Raw genomic sequence first — 19,342 nt, forward strand, 5'->3', positions numbered from 1 at the left:
GGTCACTCCTTGACGAAGGCCAAGAGGTCGGGGTTGAGGACGTCGGCGTGGGTGGTCAGCATGCCGTGGGGGTAGCCCTCGTAGGTCTTCAGCCGGCCGTTCTTCAGGAGCTTCACCGAGAGCGGTGCCGCGTCGTCGTACGGGACGACCTGGTCGCCCGTGCCGTGCGCGACCAGGACGGGCGCGTCGATCTGCTTGAGGTCCTCGGTGAAGTCCGTCTCGGAGAACGCCTTGATGCACTCGTACTGGGCGTTGGCGGCGCCCATCATCCCCTGCCGCCACCAGTTGTCGATCACGGCCTGCGACTTCTCCACGCCGGGCTGGTCGAAGTTGTAGAACGGCCCGGAGGGGACATCGACGTAGAACTGCGCGCGGTTCGCGGCGAGGGCGGAACGGAAGCCGTCGAAGACCTCCAGCGGCAGTCCGCCCGGATTGGCGTCCGTCCGCAGCATGAGCGGCGGCACCGCCGAGACGAGTGCCGCCTTGGCGACCCGGCCGGGCTTCGCCCGCGCCACGTAGCGGGCCACCTCGCCGCCGCCCGTCGAGTGGCCGATGTGGACGGCGTCGCGCAGATCGAGCGCGTCGGTGAGGGCCGCGACGTCTGCGGCGTAGGTGTCCATGTCGTGGCCGCCGGAACTCTGGGTGGAACGCCCGTGGCCGCGACGGTCGTGGGCGATGACGCGGTAGCCCTGAGCGAGGAAGAACAGCATCTGGGCGTCCCAGTCGTCCCCGGTCAACGGCCAGCCGTGGTGGAAGACGATCGGCTGGGCGTCGCGGGGACCCCAGTCCTTGTAGAAGATGTGCGTGCCGTCCGTGGTGGTGATCTCACTCATGGGAAATACCTCCGTGTTGGCTTTTCCGCCCAAAAATTCATTATCCCTGCACCGCTTCCGCGTGCGACTCGGAGCGGGCGTCGTGGCGGCATCTGACCCCCGTGCCCCGGATTCGGCCGTCTCAAGCGGACTGGACCGGGCCTTGGCCGACCGTCTCGGCGCGCACGCCGACCGCAGCGGGTCCGCCCAGGGGTACGCATCGGTGGCCTGCGGTTGCCTGCCGGCGGGGGCGTTACGCACGGAGCCGGAGGAGTACGCCATCGTGGGCTTCGTGGGCGGCGAGGATGCGGGGCTCTTCGCGCGAGGGGCCGCGTCGGGTGTCATCGGCCGGGGCGGGTGCGCCGGTTACCCCCGGGCGGCCTGGGGAGGCAGCCCAAGCACCTCGCCCGAGCCCGTTGCCCTACCCGTCCCGGGACCTGCTTGCCGCAAGCCCCTGTCCTCGTGGCGGTGTATCGGGGCTGGCGCGAGAGAACCGGCCGCAGGAGCGCCTTCGTTTTCGGGTACGCCGCGTTGAAGGGGGCCGACGGGTGTCCAGCCGTCCTGACGGTCTCCATGAGCGCCCGAGCGTTCCGCTTGGCTGAGGCGCTCGGGGACGGGGTGGCGCCGCAGACCGGTCCGGAATCCTCCCAGCAGGCAGAGCCCCGCTCAGAGCCCAGCCAGGCCGGCGGGGCACCCAGCCGGAGCCGGGGACCTCAGCGACGAAGGCCGCTGTCCCTCGCACGCGGCGTGGTCCCCACCTATCGGCGTTGTCGTACCCCTCTGGCACCATGACCGGCATGAGTGAGACAACTGGGCCTGAAGAGAATGAAGTTGCCGCTGTTCTGACCACGCCGGAGGAGTGGCGTGCCTTTCTGGAGCGCTACGGCGAGCTGTACGTGAAGGTCCGTGCCGAGGAGGAGGAGCTCGCCGACCTGCTGGACGACGATCAACTGGAGGCCCTGGACGAAGGGGAGCGGGTTCAGCCGTGGCTGGGGGCGGCCCCCGCTCGGGAGGAAGCGCTGGTGGCGTCCGAGGAGCGGCTCGGAGTGCGGTTCCCACCGAGCCTGCGGGGATTCTTCCTGGCCAGCGACGGGTGGAGGTGCCTGGACGATGAGTGGGTGGACGAGGTCCATCCCAGCGGCCACGTCGTGTGGATGCGGGACAGCGAGGCCGGCAAGCGCGTCACCGAGGTCTATGACTCGATAGTCGGCAACGAGGACGACGTTCAGCTGTTCCGCCGGTCCATCGAAATAGCCCGGGGAGAGGACTTCTGGCTGCTCGATCCGACCGATGTCGGATCGGACGGCGAGTGGGCCGCCTACGAGTTCGCACCGAAGTACGGCGACACGACGAAGTACCCAAGTTTCTCCGCGCTGTTCCACGCCGGGTACACGAGCATGGAGGAGGACGAGGAGGACATGGACTGAGCTGGCTCGTCAGCCTTCACACCCAACACCGGGGCTGACGCGAGGACGACGGCCGCTCGGCGGGCCTGACCGGCTTGACGTACCGGAGGGCGATCCCTCCCCACCGCCGCAAGCGGTCGCGTCGGCGTTCCCACCGTGTCGCGGCGCGTTCAGACCTCACGAGAAAAGACCGGCGGGCGGCTTCCCCCGGCCGCTCCGCCGGGCCCGGTCGGCCCGCCCGTGGAGTGCTGAGCGAGGTGCCCTGGCGGCCAAGGGGTCGCACGATCAAGCGTGTTCATAAACGACGCGGGGAGGCGTTCGTTCCAGCGATGCGCCTCGTGCCGGGCAGATCAAGCTGCACACGGTAATGAGTGTGACTGCGAGGTCGAAGGCGGCGTCGGTGGCGGTGGCTCGGCGCACGTAGTGGCGAATGAGGGGGTGAAGCCGCTTTGCCAGACCGTCCGTTCGGCGCCATCTTTGGCGGTCCTGGATCGGCGCCTTCTCCCCCTCGCGCCTGCGGTGACTCCGTGCGGGCCGCGTTCCTCCAGCAAGCCCGGGTCCTGTCCAAGTCATAGTCGGCGTCCAAGCGCACTGTGAGGACGTTGGGCAGCGGCCCAAGTCGTTCGGGCCAACGGCTGGGAGCTGTGAGAGGGCGGTTCGTGAGGTTATGGGCGGCTCTGCCGTCGCCTGATGGTGTGGGTGCGGGGCAGAATCCGCCGGTCCTCAGCCACTCGTATGCTGGTGTGGTGATATGAGTGAACGCAAGCCGTATCCGAGCGACTTATCGGACGAGCAGTGGTCGTTGATCGAGCCGGTGATCGCCGCGTGGAAGGACCGGCACCGCTCGGTCAGCGGCCACCAGGGCGTCTACGCGCTGCGGGAGATCATCAACTCGATCCTCTACCAGGGGCGGACCGGCTGCCAGTGGGCCTACCTCCCGCACGACCTGCCGCCCAAGAGCGCGACGTACTACTACTTCGCCGCCTGGCGGGACGACGGCACTGACCAGGTCATCCACGAACTTCTGCGCTGCCAGGTTCGTGAACGAGCCCGCCGATTAGAGGACCCGACCCTGGTGGTCCTGGACACCCAGAGTGTCCACGCGGCCGCCGGGGTCCCCGCCGCCACGACCGGCCGGGACGCGGCGAAGAAGGTGCCGGGACGCAAACGGGGACTGGCCGTGGACGTGCTGGGCCTGGTCATCGCCGTCATCGTCCTGGCCGCGAACACCCACGACAACGCAGCCGGCATCGCCCTGCTGGACCAGGTCGCCGAGCACACCGGCGGCATCGTCCGCAAAGCCCTCGTTGACCAAGGCTTCAAGACAGCCGTGGTCGCCCACGGTGCCGCGCTCGGCATCGACGTGGAGATCGTCGAACGCAACCCGCAGGAGACGGGGTTCGTCCCACAGCCGAAGCGGTGGAGGGTCGAGCAGACCTACGGAATCCTCATACTGCACCGACGCCTGGTCCGCGACTACGAGCACCGCCCGGCCTCGTCCGCCTCCCGCGTCTACTGGGCAATGACCCAGGTCATGGCCCGACGGCTCACCGGCGCGAACACCCCCACCTGGCGCGGACCGTTGGCGATGGCAGCGTGAACATCGAGCCCCTCCTCGACGCGCTCGGCCTCCAAGAGGACGCCGCTCGGGCCCTGGCCGACGACCTCCGCACCCGGATCGAAGAGCTGCACGGCCGACTGCGGGAGGCGGAGACTCACCTCGAACACCTCGCGATCACGCGGAAGACCGTCACCGCCCTCGCCGACCGGCTCCCAACCGTTCCGCCGGACCTGCCCGAGCACCCGGACTACCCCCGCATCCTCGGTGTCTTCAACGAGGCCACCGGCTCGCTGCGGGCCCGTGACGTCTGCGAAGTCCTCGACCACGAATTGCTGCCGAAGAACATCGAGGGCACCCGCGCCAAGCTGAAACGCTTGGTCAAGCTCGGTGTCCTCACCGAGGTCGACGTCGGCAGCTTCACCAGGAGGCAGCAGCCCACCGAGCACCGCGACCAGTAGTTGTGACTGAGCGCTTCAGCTGACGAGTGAACACATGGGTTGGTGGCCCCCGCGATCGCTCAGATATGCATGTCCGGGGTGCCGCGAACTGCATACGCCGGCAGGCGGGCTTCCTTCAGGTAGGCCGGGGAGAGCGAGAGGTCGAACCGCTGCTCGATAACGCCGAGGGTGCGCCGGTAGGTATCCGTGTAGTGCTCGCCTTCGGGGGCGATGAGCGTTTTCCCGTCGGGCTGCAGCACGTACCCGCTAGCGAGCTCGGGAAGCAGCAGGTCAGGCTCCCGACCCCAGCGCCACACTTCCTCGCCCAGCCCAAAGCCACACAGCTCCACGCCGTCCCGAGCGTAGAAGACTGTGGCCGGCGGGTGCTCTTGCATCGGCACGTAGTGGAGGGCTTCCCCTTCTCGGGAGATCTCTGCCAGACGGTCCCCGCCGGTCGAGTCCCCGTACTCCAGAGCGAAGGACCAGCCTTCATGCTCTCCGACCCGTACGACACCATCGCCTTCCTCGCCGGGTCGGTACCACTGGCCGAGATCCCACGCTTCGGCGTCGGTGATCGGCTCGGTAGCGCCGTTCCGGTCACCTCCCATGCGCACCGCCAGTTCCTGCGCGGATATCCCGCGTGCGAACACCACGCTGGACATCCAGTGCTCCAGATCGACAAGCCACCGAATCCCGTCGCGCATGCCTTCGCCTCTCACCTATAGCCAGTGATCCTCGGGTGCACCCTATGCAGCCCCACCGACAAGGCGATCTCATCGTGCAGCGCCAAGGTGATCACGCTGTCGGCCGGAAAGCGCTGGAGCCGCCGTTGCCGGCGCTCAACTGGCCAAGCAAAGCGCTCAGCGACAGCAGCCTGTCCCAACCTCAGCCGGGAATGGACATCAGCTCACGAACCGCCCTCTGAGGGTGCACGCCGGAGAGCAGGCGGCCGAGCGTGTCGCAGCGGCCGGGGAAAGCCGACCCGTCCAAGCCCGCGCACAGCTTCCAGCCCGGCACATGTGGGCCTCCCGACGGACGAGGCCGTTTCACCGCTCCGCGCCGCGCTCCGCTCCCCCCGTGCGGGAGCAGAGCGCGGCACGCGAGCGGAGTGCGGCGCCGGGAGGCGTCAGGCGGTGAAGTAGTGGGCCGCCATGTCTGCCAGAAGGCCGGGCTGGGTGGGGTTCCAGTCGAGGAGGGCCTTCGTGCGGGTGGCGGAGGACGGGGAGTCCAGGGCGGCGAGGCCCGCGAGCCAACCGAAATGGGCGGGGGCGTCGGCCGGAGCGACGGACGTGACGGGGAGGTGCAGGTTCTCGCCGATCACGGTGGCGATGTCGCGCTGCGAGACGCCTTCTTCCGCCGTCGCGTGCAGGACGGTTCCGGCTGGGGAGTTCTCCAGGGCGAGGAGGAAGAGGCGGGCGGCGTCCAGGCGGTGGACGGCGGGCCAGCGCTGGGTGCCGTCGCCGATGTAGCCGGCGACGCCCTTCTCGCGGGCGATGCCGACGAGGGTGGGGACGAAACCGGCGTCGCCCTCGCCGTGGACGGTGGGTGCCAAGCGGACGACCGAGGAGCGGACGCCCTTCTCCGCGAGGGCCACGGTGGCGCGGGCGGTGGCGGCGCGCTGCGAGCCGGGGTCGTCACCGTCCCCTACGGGCCAGGTGGCCTCGGTGGCCACTTCACCGGGGGCGAGGCCGATGAGTCCCGAGGCGATCGTGAGCGGCTTGTCCGTGCCGGCGAGGGCCTCGCCGAAGGCGTCCACGGCGGCACGGTCGGACTGGGCGGCGCCCGCGAAGTCGCCGCCGGCGAAAGCGATGTCGTGCCGGAAGGCGAGGTGGGCGACGGCGTCGCTGCTGCGGGCCGTTTCCGCGAGGAGGTCGAGGTCGGTGAGGGAGCCGTGGACGGGCTCGGCGCCGGCCTTCTCCAGGGCGGCGGCGGATGCCTCCGAGCGGGCGAGGCCCAGCACCTGGTGTCCGGCGGCGAGCAGTTCGGGGACGAGGGCGGAACCGATCCAGCCGGAGGCCCCGGTGACGAAGACGCGCATGACGGTACTCCTCAACATGATCACACTCGATGTCAGTGACTGTCGTCGTTCAGGCTAACACTCTCACGTCAGTCACTGACATCACGAGGTGGGGGCCGCATACAATCGGACTCATGGCGAGATGGGAGCCCCACACGAAGGAGCGGCTGGCGCACGCCGCGCTGGAGCTGTACAGCGAGTACGGGTATGAGCGGACCACCGTCGCGCAGATCGCCGCCCGCGCCGGGCTCACCGAGCGCACGTACTTCCGGCACTTCCCCGACAAGCGGGAAGTGCTTTTCGGCGGCTCACGCGGACTGGAGACGGCGCTGGTGGAGGCGGTGGCGGCGGCTCCCGAGGGCGCCTCGCCCGGTGCCGCGCTGGCGGCCGGGCTCGACGCGCTCGGCGCTCACTTCCGGGGGCTGCGCGAACAGGCGCGTACACGCCAGGCGGTCATCGGCGCGCACCAGGAACTGCGGGAACGCGAGCTGATCAAGCTCGCCTCCCTGGCCCGCGCGCTCACGGAGGCCCTGCGCCTGCGCGGGGTGGAGCCGACGCGTGCGAGCCTCCTCGCCGAGGCCGGCTGCTGCGTTTTCAAGACCGCATTCGCCCAGTGGGTCGGCGAAGAACGGCCCGAGGGCGGGGCAGCCTCGGAGGAGGTGCCGCTGACCGCTCTGCTCCGCGAGGGGCTCGCGACTCTGAGCGACGCGCTCACCGGCGACTGGCACGGGCGGCAGGGGCCCCAAAGCGACGGTTGAGGACGACGGCGCTCACCACGCCGGGCGACTCCCTGCCCCGCCGCCGATCCTCAGCCGTTTCCGAGGAAGCTCAGGAGCCGTGCGGCGGGGAGACCGTGGCGGACGTCGCCGCGCGGGCCCGTCGTGGTCGTCGCGGCGAGGAGGGAGTTGAGGACCGCTTCCTCGACCGCGTCGAGCGCTGCCGTGAAGAGCGGGTCGAGGTCCGCGTCGGGGACAAGGGGGGCGGCGGCGCGGGTGGTGGTGAAGGCGAGGCCGTAATCGCCGGAGCCGTGGCTGTACGAGGCGCCGCTGCGGGCGAGGGCGAAGACGGCGCGGCGTGCGAGGCGGGTCAGCCGGCGGGCGTCGAGCGCGGCGTCCGTCGCGAGGACGACGACGCAGGAACCGCTGTCGGGAAGCGGTGCGGGGGTGGGCAGGCCGAGGTCGGCCGGGGTGACGGTACGGGAGCCGAGGCGCAGGGTGCCGCCGAAGTTGGCCTGCACGAGGGCACCGAGGGTCACCTCGCGCCCGGCGAGGGGCAGGACGCGCGAGCTGGTGCCGATGCCCGCTTTGAAGCCGAGCGCGCTCATGCCCGTACCGGCGCCGACGCAACCTTCCGCCACGGGTCCGGTGCTGGCCGAAGCGAGGGCAGCACGGACGTGTTCCTCGGTGACCGGGCGGCTGCGGATGTCGGAGAGGAGGCCGTCGTTGCACTCGCCGACCACGGGGTTGAGGCTGCGGACGTCCTCGGCTCCGGGCTGTTCGAGGACCCAGCCCACGAGGGCGTCGGCGACGCGGAACGCGGAGAGGGTGGAGGTGAGCAGGAGGGGCGTCTCCAGCTCACCGAGTTCGGCGAGCTGGGTCGTGCCGATGAGCTTCCCGTAGCCGTTGCCCGCGAAGAAGCCCGCGGGCAGGGGGCTGCGCGGGCCGATGTCCTCGGGGAGTACCGCGGTGACGCCGCTGTGGACCCGGGGCGGGTCGGTCACGGTCGTGTGGCCGACGCGGATGCCGGGGACATCGGTGATCGCGTTGTGGTGCCCGGTCGGCAGCGTTCCGGCGCCGAGGCCGAGGTCTCTCGCCCGGGGTGACGTGGTGGCGGTCATGCGCGGAGGCTACCGCCCGCCGGGGAATCGTTTCCCCGGCGGGCGGAGGAGGTGTCAGCTCATCGGCGGGGCCGGGGTCACCAGATGGACTCGACCCACTCGGGGTGGTCGATGAACGGGTTGCGGTTGTGCTGGTAGCTGTCGAATATGACGTCGTTGCGGTGTTCTTCGAAGGAGCTGGGCGGGTCGAGTTCGTTCCACTCCTTGAGGACCGAGAGGCGGCCGATGGCGGGTGCGGAGCCGTTGCCCGCCTTGTCGTTGGGTTCGAGGTCGGGGAAGCCGTCGCCGCCGTCGTAGCGGACGGCCATGTAGAGGATCATGCGGGCGACGTCGCCCTTGACGGCATCGCGCGGCTCGAAGCTGTCGCTGTCGGTGTAGTTGCCCGGCGCGCCGCTGACCGCGCCGCCGCCGTCGTCGAAGTCCTTGTTGCCGCGGACGCCGTTGACGGCGACGTCCTCGGGGCGCAAGTGGTGGAGATCGGTGCCTGGGCCCGTGGCAGTGCCGAAGTCGCCGTGGCTCTTGGCCCAGACGTGCTCGCGGTTCCAGTCGCCCTGCGCGCCGCCCTGACGGGACTTGGCTATGGACTTGCCGGTGTACAACTCGATGACGTTGGCGGTGTTGGCGGGGTCCTCGTCGGTTTTCTTCAGGGCGTCCCACACCTGGCTGTAGGTGACGGTGTCCTGGTCGCTGATGAGGGTGTGCAGGGCGCTCTTGAGGGCCGGGCCCGTCTTCCCCTCGACGCTCGCGTAGTAGTCGGCGGCCGTCGCGGTGCGGTCGCTCGCCGCGACAGTGCGGGGGGCGTCGGCCGCCGCGGGCAGGCTCTGGCTGGTGAGCAGGAGTCCTGCCGCCGCCGCGAGGGCGAGGGCGGTTCTGCGGACGTGGTGGGCGGGGCGGGGGTCATGGGGGGTCGTCATGCGGGGCCCTCTCGCTGGGCGCCGCCTTGCGGGCGGCGTGGCGCTCCGTCAGGTCCCGGGGAATGTCCCATGCGGGGCGCCCTCGGAGGGCGCCTCTCACACAACCCTTACTTGTTGTTCTCGCAGGGCGACAGCAAGCGGTGCTTGATATCGCTCCTTACAGCCTCATATGGATCGTCTCTTTCACGGCGTGCTCAGAGAGGGTGAGGGCGGACCTCGGCCGGGGCGCGGAGGCCGCCGGGCGGGGTCGCGGACCCGGCGGCCGTACGGCCCCGCCGGGGGTCGCGCTCGTCGTCCGGTCGCAGCACGGCACGCCGTACCCGCCCGTGCCCCGAGTACGCCGGGCGGCTCGCCGTCGCCGACGACCGTGTCTGACCGGGGCCGCGGGGGGTACCCGGGGGCGGACGCCACGGTGAGGTGGCGCGCACAGGAGCACCAGGAAGGGGTGAGCGGGACGTGAGGGTCGACAAGGTCGCGTACAAGCCGGTGGGGATGGCGCTGGGCATGGGCGCCGGGATGGTGGCCGGTGCGCTCTTCCGGCAGGCGTGGAAGAGGCTCGGGCACGAGGGCGAGGCTCCGGCGGCCGGTGACGAGGACCGGCAGTGGGGCGAGATCCTTCTGGCGGCGGCCCTCCAGGGGGCCATTTTCTCGACGGTGCGTGCGGCCGTGGAGCGGGGCGGAGCGACGGCGGCGAAGCGCCTGACGGGAAAGTGGCCCGGCTGAGCGCGGATCGACCGCCTGGGCCAGCACCCGTGGGGCGCGTTTCGGGCGCGCCCCACGGGTGCCGGCGGTCGTCAGCGGGCCCGGGTGGAGCCGCGTCCCCGTGCGCGTGTCACCCCGGGAGGAGCCGAGGCCGCCGCCCCGGGACGCGGCGGCGAGCAGGGCCTTCTCACGCGGCGCTCGCGGCAAGACCGTCCGTCCGCGTCGAGGGCGGCGTGCACCGGTGTCCCCGTGGCGCGGAGGCGGCTCCTAGGCCGCGTCCTGAGCCCATTCGTCGCGTCCCTCCGCACGACGCTTCCCTCGCCCCCACCCGCGCCGAGGAGAACGTCGGCGCGCGGCTCCATGTCACCGCCGTACCGGATGCCAGCAGCCCGCAGCCCGCCAGCACCACACGGGCAACTCCCGTGCGCACCCGCCCCATCCGCCCCCGCTTTCCCTCTACACGTGACGCGGGGCAGTATGCGGCGGGAAAGCAAGCGGCGGGCGTTTGAGGTGCCTGCCGTGACCACAACGGTGGCGCCACCTCCTGAAGAGGTGTCACCGGCAGGAAAGGGCGGGTCATGACGGCAGGACTGCGGGACGAGGACATCGTCGAGGTCGGGGCGGGGGTGCACCTGGTCCACGGAAGCGACACGAACTGGGTCGTCGTCAAGGACGGGGAGGCGGCGACGCTGATCGACTCGGGATATCCCGGGGACAGGGAGGCGTTGCTCGCCTCGCTCGCGAAGCTGGACATCGCGCCGGAGGCCGTACGGGCCCTCCTGATCACGCACGCGCACGGCGACCACATCGGGGCGGCCGAGCACCTGCGCACCACCTACGGGACCGATGTCCTCATGCACGAGGAGGAAGTCCCGCACGCGCGCCGGGAGTTCCTGCACCAGGTGACCGTCGGGAAGATCCTCGCGCGAGCCTGGCGGCCTGGAGTGCTTCCCTGGGCCGTGGGTGCCGTGCGCTCGGGAGGGCTGGGCGCGGTGCCGGTCGCCGGGCCGCGGGCCTTCCCCGTCGCCGGGGCGCTCGATCTGCCGGGCGGGCCCGTGCCCGTGCACACGCCGGGCCACACGCGCGGGCACTGCGCGTACCACCTGCCGGAGCACGGTGTGCTCGTCAGCGGCGACGCGCTCGTGACGGAGCACCCCACCTCGCGCCTCGCGGGCCCGCAGTTGCTGCCCGGGATGTTCCACGCCGACCGGGCCCGTACCCTCGCCTCGCTCGCCGCGTTCGAGGCGATACAGGCCGACACGCTGCTCGCCGGGCACGGGCCCGTCTACCGGGGGGACGTGCGCGAGGCCGTCGCGCGGGCCAGGGAGCACGCCGGGGCGTGAGGTTCAGGTGTGCGGGGGCGTCACGGGGCGTGCGGGGCCGCGGTCCTCGGCGCCCCAGTCGGCGCGCCCGCCCGGTCCGAGGACTCCGGCCTCGCGGGCGAGGTCGGCGGGCGCGAGGCGGGCGAGGGCGCGGCGTGACACGAACGAGACGGCGTACGGGAAGACCGGCCGCAGGGGCTGGAGGAAGCGGAGCCATGGCGGCGCGTAGACGGTGGGTGTGCGGCGGGCGATGCTCCTGGTGAGCCAGGCGGCGACCTGCTCGGGCGGGTGGACGCGGGCGGCGAAGGCCGGCTGGTGGGCGCGCAGCGCACGCAGGACGGGGTTCCTGTCGAGGTCCTCGATCATGCCGGTGCCGGTCCAGTGGAGGTAGGCGATGCCGACCGTGACACCCGCCGGGGCGGTCTCGTTGCGCAGTGCCTGGGCGAAGGACTCGACGCCGGCCTTCGACGCGCAGTAGGCACTCATCATGGGCGCGGAGCCGAAGGAGGCCGTGGAGGCGACCTGGAGGAAGTGGCCGCGCGTGGCGAGGAGGTGCGGGAGGAAGACGCGCGCCGTGGCGGCGCTGCCCGTGAGGTTGACCGCGATGACGCGGTCCCACAGCGCGGCGTCGGTGTGCGCGAAGGGGCCCGCCGCGGCGATGCCCGCGTTGGCGACGACCACGGAGGCGGGTCCGAGGCGGTCCCGCACGCAGTCGGCGGCGCCGCGCAGGGCGGGCTCGTCGGTCACGTCGACCTCCAGCGAGCAGGTCGGCACGGGCAGTTCACGGGCGACAGCCTCCAGCGTCGCCAGTTCCCTGCCGAGGAGGGCCACGGCGAGACCACGGGCCGCGAGGGCACGGGCGAGGGCGGCGCCGACGCCGCGCGCGGCACCGGTCACGACGGCGACGCGGCGGGGCACGGGGGCCTCGGGCACCGCGTGGCCGGGGGCCGCGTCCGGCACTCCTCGCCGCATGTGCGTGTCGGCGAGGTCCTGGGTGGTGCCCGGCGCGTGCTCCCGGTGTGCCGGCTCCTGATCCTCGTGCTGGACGTACGGGGATCTGGGGCCGGCGCGGCGAGAGCGCGTGCGGGGCGCCGTGGCACCTGTGCGGGACCTCGCGGACACGCCCATGGGACCTCCATGCCGGTTCGGCCGTACGTTCTCGGCTGCGGGCGGCCACCTGCTGCCGGGCGGGGTGCCCGTGGCGCCGTCCGTACCGTCCTCGGTGCTGCTCGGTCCTGACCTCCGTGCGGCTCCGTGCTGCCCTCGGTGCCGGCGTGCGTCCTGCGTTCGCGAGCCAGCCGACCACGCGGGGCGGGCGGACGCCAGCGGGCGGGGGCCGGAAGAGGCCGTTCGGCGGTGCCGGGGCGCGCGAGCGCCGGGAGCACGGAAGGCTGGGCAGGGACGGCGCGTACCGGTGTTGGCACGCGCCCCCGTACGGGAGGCGGTCTCATGGCGAAGAAGGACAAGAAGCTGCGGCGCGGCGACGACGTGACGTGGAGCAGCCACGGTCAGGAGGTCGAGGGCGAGGTGACGAAGAAGGTGGACACGCGCACGGAGGCGGCCGGGCGCACCGTGGACGCCTCGCCGGAGGAGCCGCAGTACGAGGTCGAGAGCGACAAGAGCGGCAAGCGGGCGGTTCACAAGCCGGAGTCGCTGCGCAAGAAGCGCTGAATCCGGCACCACCGGTCCCGGCGCGGAACCGTCCTCTTTCCGTGCGGGACCGGCCCTTTTCCGTGCCGGGACCGGCCACGCCTTCCGTGGCGGCGGGCGTCCGGCGGGCACGGTGGCGCCATGACTGACGGCGAGAGCGCGGACGCGTACCGGACGACGGCGGAGTTCTACGACATCCTCCAGGCCGAGCGGGACAGCCGGCTCGTCGCGGAGTGGTACGGGGCACGGGTCGCCGCGGCACGAGGTGCGGTGGTGGACGTGGGTGCCGGGAGCGGGACGGTGAGTCTCATGGCGCTCGCGCGGTCGGGGGCGCCGGTGCACGCCGTGGAGCCCTCGGCGGCGATGCGCTCACTGCTGCTGACCCGTCTCGCGTGGTCCCGGGCGGACCGCCGGGCGCGCGTGACCGTACATCCGGGTACCCTGCCGGACGCGGACATTCCGGAGTCCTCCGCCGAGGTGGTGGTGTGCCACAACGTCGTCCCGACGCTCGACGACGCGGCGCGCCGTGAGCTGTGGGAGGCGGCGGCACGTGTCCTGGAGCCGGGCGGGCTGCTGTTGCTGGACCGGCCACGTGCGCGGGCACCGCGCGAGGCGGAGGGCGCGGTGTTCACGCCGGTCCGGGTGGGAGCCGACACCTACGAGGGCGAGGTGCGGGAAACGGCGTGCGAGGAGGGCGCAGAGCTGGCGTTCACGTACACCGTGCGGCGCGGGGAGCGGGTGGTGCGGCGGCGCGGGGAGCGGTTCCTGACGCGGATGCTGCCGCTGGAGGTGCTGACCGGGGAACTCGCCGCGTGCGGGCTGCGGTGGGAGGAGACCGGGGAGCGGGTGCTCGTGGCGCGGCGTGAGCGGTGAGGGCGTTTGGTAGGGCCGCGCAGGTCCGTGCCGAGCGCCGCGTTCCCTTCCTGCGTGCCGGTGGTGGGCGACGGTGATGTAGCCGAGGGGGCGAGTCCGCGGGACCTGGACGCAGGCGGTGTCAGGACAGGGGCGGGAAAGCCCGCCCCTGCATCACGTCGTCGTGCACGGGGCCGCGGCCGGGCTGCACCGCCCGGTCACCCGCGACCCCGTCCGCCCCCGCTTAGCCATCACCGCGCTCGCCCACGCAGCAAGGCGGCGATCGTCGGAGCGCTTGGCGGCGGGACGGCGCGCGGGCGGGCGCGTCACCCGAAGCCGGGCGTTTGATTCCCTACCATCCCTTTCATGCGTGTTCTGGGTGCGAGAGCGAAGTGGGTCGCGGCGTGGCGAAGGGACCCGGTGCTTCTGGCCCCCGCGGCGGTGACGGTGGCGATCACCCTCCTCGCGGTGCTGACCCCGCCCCAGCTTCCGTTCACGCGGCTGCTCGTCGTCGCTCCCGCGCTCGCGGCCTCACTGTGGCGGGTGGGGGCGACACTGGTGCTCGGCGGAGCGAGCGCGCTCGCTGTGCTGGTGTACGCGGTGCTCGCCGCGAACGACGACTCGCTGTTCACGGCGGGTTCGATCGCGGCGGTGACGCTCGCCGCCTCGTACGCGAGTCATCTGCGCACGCAGCGGGAGCGGACACTGAGCGAGGTGGAGGCGGTCGCGAACACGACGCAGGAGGTGCTGCTGCGCCCGGTGGCACGGCGCGTCGCCCACCTGGAGATCGCGACGCTGTACCTCGCGGCGGCGCCGCACGCGAAGGTGGGCGGGGACTTCTACGCGGCGGCGGACACCCCCTTCGGACTGCGGCTCCTGCTCGGAGACGTACGGGGCAAGGGGCTGCCGGCCGTGGGAGTCGCCGCCGCGCTGCTCGGCTCGTTCCACGAGGTGGCGTACGAGGCCCACGACCTCGCCCACGTGGCGGAGCGCCTGGACACGAGCATGGGCCGTTACTGCCGTTCGCGGCCGGGCGCGGGCGCCGAGGAGTTCGCGACGGCGATCCTGGTCGAGATCCCGCACGGCGGCACGCACCTGTCGTTCCTGAACTGCGGGCACCCGCCCGCCCTGCTCTTCCACGACGACGCACCGCGCAGCCTCGAACCGCGCACGGCGTCTCCGCCCATCAATCTGGCGGAGATCCTCGGCACCACGTACACGGTGGAGCGGGTGCCGTTCGGGCCTGGGGACACGCTGCTGCTGTACACGGACGGGGTGACGGAGACCCGGGCCCAGAACGGCGCGTTCTTCCCGCTGGAGCAGTGGGCGGGCGGGGTGCCGCCGGGCTTCATGCCGCAGGAGTTGCTCCGGCTGCTGCACCGGGCCCTGCTGAAGCAGAGCCGGGGGAAGCTGGACGACGACATCGCGTGTCTCGCCGTACGGTACGAGGGACCCGCGAGCCCCGTCTGAGAGCCGCCCCCCGGGCTCTCACACGGGGGTCCCGCGCCTCAGACGTGCTGCGCGGCGGGGACGGCGCGGGGACTGCGCCGCGAGGCCGTACCGGGGACAGGCGCGGAGGGGTCGCTGCCGAGGGCGATGATCTTGTTGTCGGCGTCGACGTGGACGACGCGCGGCACGAGGGAACGCGCCTCGGCATCCTCGACCTGCGCGTACGACATGAGGATGACGAGATCCCCCGGGTGCACCAGATGCGCGGCGGCCCCGTTGATCCCGATGACTCCGGAACCGCGTTCACCCGGAATCGTGTACGTCTCCAGGCGGGCCCCGTTGGTGATGTCGACGATGTGCACCTGCTCGCCGGGCAGCAGGTCGGCGGCGTCGAGGAGATCGGCATCGACGGTGACCGATCCCACGTAGTGCAGGTCGGCCTCCGTGACGGTCGCACGGTGGATCTTGGACTTGAACATTGTACGCAACATCGGGGCACTCCCACAAGTAGGCTCCCTGCCTGCATTTTTGCAGGTCAAGGGCTGTTTCGACACCCTACAACGAGTCGCATGTTCGAGCAGCTGTCCCCAGGTTTTTCAGGACTCATGCTGACCACTTGCTGACTTTCCTGACGCCCCGTCAGGTGACTGGAGGAGGGCTTCGCCCACTCTCGCGGACCCCACCGTGGCGACGACCCAAGCCTACGCAGCACCCCCCGAAGGACGTCCGTGATCACCGTCACGCGGGGCGCCCGGATGCGGCGGACAGACTGGTAGACGTGCTGCTGGCCGCCGCATCGGCTTAAGTTTCCGATCCGTCTACGCGCGGCCGGGGGCGGTCGCGTCGAGTACGTCATGTGCGGCGCGTACGACGAGGGCGACGTCGGCCCACGCCCCCCCCCGGCGCCCGGACCGCCCGCCAAACGATGCTCATTCGCGACCACCTGGCCGCACTCCTCCCGTACGGCACGGTCCTCGAACTGGCCGTCGCGCTGACGCGCGAGGGGCTCGGGGCCCACCTGCGGGCGGAATTCACGCAGGTGGTGAGGAGCCGAGCCCAGTCGTGATGTCCTCCCGGGAGGGTCAGGGGTACGGCGAGCGCCTCCCACCCGTACCCCGCTCGGCCAACTCGGCAGCGGCCGGGCGGAGACTTCCTGGGTAGGCTTTAAGGATTCTCCGGCAGGCTCGTCACTCGGCCGGCAGGCGGGTGCCACGGGGTTCCCCGGAGCCTTCCTCTGTGCCTTCCTGGAGGCGGTGCAGTTCCGCGAAGAGTGAACGCTCGTTGGCGAGGAGTTCGGCGTAGGTGCCGGTTTCTGCCACGCGGCCTTCGTGGAGGACCACGATGCGGTCAGCGGTGCGGCAGTTGGCGAGGCGGTGGGTGATGAAGAGGGCGGTTCGCCCTTCGGCGAGGGCCCGCAGACGGCTGAAGATCTGGTGTTCGGCGCGGGCGTCGAGTGCGGCGGTGGGTTCATCGAGGACGACCACGGGTGCTTCGCGGATGAAGGCGCGTGCGAGGGCTAGGCAGTGTCCGGCGGATCATGTGACTTTCTGACTGATGGCTCGTTGGTTCGGATATGGGCCGGGGGGATCTGACGAACCGCGAGTGGTCGTTACTGGAGCCGCATCTGCCACCTCTGGGGGGCCGGGGCGGCCGTTGGAACGATCACCGTGTCGTGGTCAACGGGATCCTGTTCCGGGTCCGGACCGGTGTCCCGTGGCGTGACCTGCCGGAACGTTATGGCTCGTGGAAGACCGTCTATGAACGGCATCGGCGCTGGTCGGCGGACGGCACCTGGGACCGGATCCTGCAAGTGGTCCTGGCCGACGCCGACCTGGCCAGGCGGATCGACTGGCCGATGGTCGGTGTCGACTCGACGTCCTGCCGGGCTCACCAGCACGCGGCCGGCGCCCGCAAGGCCCGTCCGCGGATCCCGAAAAAAGCACGACGCCCCGGCACCACCGGCCCGACGAGGGACTCGGACGGTCCCGGGGCGGCCTGACCAGCAAGATTCACCTCGCCGGCGAAGGCAGCTGCCGCCCCATGCCCCTCTTGCTCACGCCGGGTCAGTGGGGCGACGCCCCGCAACTGGCCGAGGTCCTGGACCGGATACGAGTTCCCCGCCCGCTGGGCGGGCGGCCCCGCACCCGGCCGGACCACGTCAGTGGCGACAAGGCTTACAGCTCCCGCCGAAACCGCCGCTACCTGCGAAGACGCCACATCCGGCACACGATCCCGGAACCCAGGGACCAGCGGGCCAACCGCCGCCGCAAAGGCAGAGCAGGCGGCAGACCAACCGGCTTCGACCGCGACCACTACCGCCGCCGCAACGAGATCGAGCGGACCATCAACCGGCTCAAGAACTTTCGCGCGGTCGCGACCCGCTACGACAAGCGGGCCTACGTCTTCCACGGCACCGTCACCGCCGCAGCCATCCGACTCTGGCTTCGCCAGTGATCCGCCGGACACTGCCTAGGCGGCGAGGTCGTTCGTCGACGAGGCCGACATGCACCCCGAGGGCGAGGATCGTGAATGAAGAACGGCACCATCACGCGACGGTGCCGGTGCACTGACCCCGAGACCGGTAAGGACCTCGGGGCGTCGTGCCCGAAGCTCCAGTCGCGACGGCACGGGACCTTCGGGGTGTTCCAGGAGCTGGACCCAGCCCAGGACGGCCGCCGACGGCGCTTTCGTCGTGGTGGCTTCGAGACCTCCACCAAGGCCCAGGAGGAGCTGGGCAAGGTCCGCGCCCTCATGGCGGTTCCCGAGGAGGACGACGCCTGGGGCAGGACGCAGATCAGCGATCTGCTGGAGGACTGCGTCAAGGAGAAGACCCCTCTGCCGGACTACGACGAGACCCGTCGTCGGTTCCAGACGGGTCAGTCGCTCAACTCCAAGACCACCGTCGGGGAGTGGCTCGATACCTGGCTGGCGGGGCGGAAACGTCTGCGCCGTGGCGGTGCGTCGCGCTACGAGTGCGATATCCGCCTCCACCTCAAGCCGCACCTGGGGCATCTTCGCCTCGACAAGCTCCGGGTCCACCACATCGACAAGATGTTCGACGCCATCAACGAGCGGAACATCGAGATCCAGGAGCAGAACGCCCAACGCCGTGCCGTCGCCGATGAGCTGAAGGCCACCCCGAACAAGGGGCAGAGAATCGAGCACGCCGGAAGTGGTTCCGCGCCCAGCTCGACACGATGCCGCCGTTCCGCCGGGTCACCGGGTTGAACACCCAACCCCACATTCGCGACACGCTCCGGGCTGCCCTGAACGTCGCCATCGCCCAGCAGGTCATGCCCGCCTTCAACCCGGCCGCTCACGTCGAGCTCCTTCCGGGGACGAAGCCGAAGGCCCTGGTCTGGACCGAGGAGCGCATCGCTCGCTGGCAGGAAACCGGCAAGAGGCCGTCGCCGGTCATGGTCTGGACGCCGGAGCAGACCGCCGTCTTCCTCGACTTCGTCGCAGGAGGCCGGCTGTACCTGCTCTGGCGACTCATCGCCTTTCGAGGCACCCGCCGAGGAGAAGCCTGCGGCGTCCGGTGGGAGGACTACTCCGCGAAGCACTGCTCGCTGGCCATCGCCACTCAACTCGTGCAAGACGGCTGGGAGGTCCACGAGGGTGCGCCCAAGACGGACAGCGGCCTCCGGCTGATCGCCCTGGACGGCGAGACCAATGAGGGCTTCCTCACGCACAAGAGTCGCCAGCAGAGGGAGCGCGAGGCGTGGGGTGAAGGCTGGCAGGACACCGGTCGCATCTTCACCCAGGAGGACGGCTCCCTCCTCCACCCGGGCAAGGTGAGCGACCTGTTCGAGCGTCTGACGGAGGCGGCTGGCCTTCCGCCGATCCGCCTTCACGACCTGAGGCATGTCACCGCGACGCTGATGCTCGCGGCGGGCGTCGACATCAAGGTCGTCTCGGAGACCCTCGGCCACTCGGACACGCGGATCACGAGGGACATCTACCAGTCGGTCCTCGACGACCTGGCACGCGATGCCGCCGAGAAGGTCGTGCAGCTCGTGCCTCACGCGCGTAAGGCGCTGGCGGCTGTCCCCGAAGTAATGCCGCAGGCAGCCCCAGCCGCTCGGCTGCCGAGGATGGCACCGCCGCGTAAGGGCGACGCGTCACAGCAGAATCGTTCCTCCTGACCACGTATAGCCGAGGACAGCTGCTACCGGCGTCGGGGCCTATGAGCCCCGACGCCGGCGCCTATTCACCGGGGGCAGACCGGCTGGCCTAACGAGTTGGTGCGTGATAGCGGGTGAGGTGTCGTGCCAGGTGATGGCGTGATCCGGCTGTGGCGATCATGGTCAATCGGGCGGTGCTGGCGCATCAGCTGTTCACGGGACTCTCTCGGTTTCATCTTGCGTGCCTGGTCGAAGAGTT

General features: G+C 71.1%; 19 protein-coding genes and 1 pseudogene. 12 read left to right on the forward strand and 8 right to left on the reverse strand.

Annotation, left to right across the window (positions count from 1 at the left end):
• Window positions 1-2 precede the first annotated feature (2 nt).
• Window positions 3-833: an alpha/beta fold hydrolase gene (locus tag IF99_RS0118315; RefSeq protein ID WP_030997612.1), complete on the reverse strand. Its 831-nt coding sequence runs from the start codon at window positions 831-833 to the stop codon at window positions 3-5.
• Window positions 834-1,600: 767 nt separating this feature from the next.
• Here IF99_RS0118315 and IF99_RS0118320 point away from each other — a divergent pair.
• From IF99_RS0118320 to IF99_RS0118330, 3 genes are all read left to right on the forward strand, one after another.
• On the forward strand, window positions 1,601-2,239 hold the full coding sequence (locus tag IF99_RS0118320; protein WP_030997614.1) for an SMI1/KNR4 family protein: 639 nt from the start codon (window positions 1,601-1,603) through the stop codon (window positions 2,237-2,239).
• A gap of 730 nt (window positions 2,240-2,969) precedes the next feature.
• On the forward strand, window positions 2,970-3,818 hold the full coding sequence (locus IF99_RS0118325) for an IS5 family transposase (RefSeq protein WP_030997615.1): 849 nt from the start codon (window positions 2,970-2,972) through the stop codon (window positions 3,816-3,818).
• On the forward strand, window positions 3,815-4,237 hold the full coding sequence (locus IF99_RS0118330; protein ID WP_030997616.1) for a hypothetical protein: 423 nt from the start codon (window positions 3,815-3,817) through the stop codon (window positions 4,235-4,237). The genes IF99_RS0118325 and IF99_RS0118330 overlap by 4 nt, the downstream gene beginning before the upstream one ends.
• A 59-nt stretch (window positions 4,238-4,296) precedes the next feature.
• On the opposite strand, the gene IF99_RS0118335 is transcribed toward IF99_RS0118330, so the two are convergent.
• Complete coding sequence (locus tag IF99_RS0118335; RefSeq protein ID WP_030997617.1) at window positions 4,297-4,920, reverse strand: DUF6461 domain-containing protein; 624 nt, start codon at window positions 4,918-4,920, stop codon at window positions 4,297-4,299.
• Between the two features lie 422 nt (window positions 4,921-5,342).
• Complete coding sequence (locus IF99_RS0118345) at window positions 5,343-6,254, reverse strand: SDR family oxidoreductase (protein WP_030997618.1); 912 nt, start codon at window positions 6,252-6,254, stop codon at window positions 5,343-5,345.
• Between the two features lie 113 nt (window positions 6,255-6,367).
• On the opposite strand from IF99_RS0118345, the gene IF99_RS0118350 reads away from it, so the two are divergent.
• The gene (locus IF99_RS0118350; RefSeq protein WP_051703554.1) at window positions 6,368-6,991 is read left to right on the forward strand and encodes a TetR/AcrR family transcriptional regulator; all 624 of its coding nucleotides are present in this window, start codon (window positions 6,368-6,370) and stop codon (window positions 6,989-6,991) included.
• A gap of 50 nt (window positions 6,992-7,041) precedes the next feature.
• Here the strand turns inward: IF99_RS0118350 and IF99_RS0118355 are convergent, their stop codons facing one another.
• A complete protein-coding gene (locus IF99_RS0118355; protein WP_030997620.1) occupies window positions 7,042-8,070 on the reverse strand; it encodes a P1 family peptidase in 1,029 nt (342 codons plus the stop codon).
• A 77-nt stretch (window positions 8,071-8,147) separates the two neighbouring features.
• Window positions 8,148-8,984 carry an endonuclease I family protein gene (locus tag IF99_RS0118360; RefSeq protein WP_030997621.1) on the reverse strand — a complete coding sequence of 279 codons (837 nt, stop codon included), beginning with the start codon at window positions 8,982-8,984 and terminating at the stop codon, window positions 8,148-8,150.
• A 456-nt stretch (window positions 8,985-9,440) separates the two neighbouring features.
• On the opposite strand from IF99_RS0118360, the gene IF99_RS0118365 reads away from it, so the two are divergent.
• Window positions 9,441-9,707, forward strand: a complete 267-nt coding sequence (locus IF99_RS0118365) for a DUF4235 domain-containing protein (protein WP_030997622.1) — start codon at window positions 9,441-9,443, stop codon at window positions 9,705-9,707.
• A gap of 557 nt (window positions 9,708-10,264) precedes the next feature.
• A complete protein-coding gene (locus IF99_RS0118370; protein WP_030997623.1) occupies window positions 10,265-11,029 on the forward strand; it encodes an MBL fold metallo-hydrolase in 765 nt (254 codons plus the stop codon).
• 3 nt (window positions 11,030-11,032) lie between these two features.
• On the opposite strand, the gene IF99_RS0118375 is transcribed toward IF99_RS0118370, so the two are convergent.
• Window positions 11,033-11,980, reverse strand: coding sequence for an SDR family oxidoreductase (locus IF99_RS0118375; RefSeq protein ID WP_051703555.1), 948 nt, complete (start codon window positions 11,978-11,980; stop codon window positions 11,033-11,035).
• A 477-nt stretch (window positions 11,981-12,457) separates the two neighbouring features.
• Here IF99_RS0118375 and IF99_RS0118380 point away from each other — a divergent pair, with 477 nt between their 5' ends.
• The 3 genes from IF99_RS0118380 (at window position 12,458) to IF99_RS0118390 (ending at window position 14,980) form a co-directional block, all read left to right on the forward strand.
• Window positions 12,458-12,679 carry a DUF2945 domain-containing protein gene (locus IF99_RS0118380; protein WP_030997626.1) on the forward strand — a complete coding sequence of 74 codons (222 nt, stop codon included), beginning with the start codon at window positions 12,458-12,460 and terminating at the stop codon, window positions 12,677-12,679.
• A gap of 120 nt (window positions 12,680-12,799) precedes the next feature.
• Entirely contained in the window at window positions 12,800-13,531 is a 732-nt protein-coding gene (locus IF99_RS0118385; RefSeq protein WP_030997627.1) for a bifunctional class I SAM-dependent methyltransferase/NUDIX hydrolase, read from the forward strand.
• Between the two features lie 345 nt (window positions 13,532-13,876).
• Complete coding sequence (locus IF99_RS0118390; protein ID WP_199806513.1) at window positions 13,877-14,980, forward strand: PP2C family protein-serine/threonine phosphatase; 1,104 nt, start codon at window positions 13,877-13,879, stop codon at window positions 14,978-14,980.
• A 38-nt stretch (window positions 14,981-15,018) separates the two neighbouring features.
• Here the strand turns inward: IF99_RS0118390 and panD are convergent, their stop codons facing one another.
• Window positions 15,019-15,450, reverse strand: coding sequence for an aspartate 1-decarboxylase (gene panD, locus IF99_RS0118395; RefSeq protein WP_030997629.1), 432 nt, complete (start codon window positions 15,448-15,450; stop codon window positions 15,019-15,021).
• A gap of 434 nt (window positions 15,451-15,884) precedes the next feature.
• Between panD and IF99_RS34035 the strand changes: the two genes are divergently transcribed.
• A complete protein-coding gene (locus tag IF99_RS34035; RefSeq protein ID WP_158716619.1) occupies window positions 15,885-16,025 on the forward strand; it encodes a hypothetical protein in 141 nt (46 codons plus the stop codon).
• 121 nt (window positions 16,026-16,146) lie between these two features.
• On the opposite strand, the gene IF99_RS0118405 is transcribed toward IF99_RS34035, so the two are convergent.
• Window positions 16,147-16,443, reverse strand: a complete 297-nt coding sequence (locus IF99_RS0118405) for a hypothetical protein (protein ID WP_030997630.1) — start codon at window positions 16,441-16,443, stop codon at window positions 16,147-16,149.
• Between the two features lie 89 nt (window positions 16,444-16,532).
• Between IF99_RS0118405 and IF99_RS33500 the strand changes: the two genes are divergently transcribed.
• Together IF99_RS33500 and IF99_RS30895 are read left to right on the forward strand one after the other, a co-directional pair.
• A protein-coding gene (locus tag IF99_RS33500) for an IS5 family transposase (protein ID WP_107048981.1) occupies window positions 16,533-17,413 on the forward strand; the annotation gives its coding sequence in 2 pieces (ribosomal slippage) (window positions 16,533-16,899 and window positions 16,899-17,413; 882 coding nt in all).
• 75 nt (window positions 17,414-17,488) lie between these two features.
• Window positions 17,489-19,104: pseudogene (locus IF99_RS30895) on the forward strand (tyrosine-type recombinase/integrase).
• Window positions 19,105-19,342: the final 238 nt, after the last annotated feature.

Source organism: Streptomyces sp. NRRL F-5630, assembly GCF_000719475.1.
Lineage (GTDB): Bacteria > Actinomycetota > Actinomycetes > Streptomycetales > Streptomycetaceae > Streptomyces.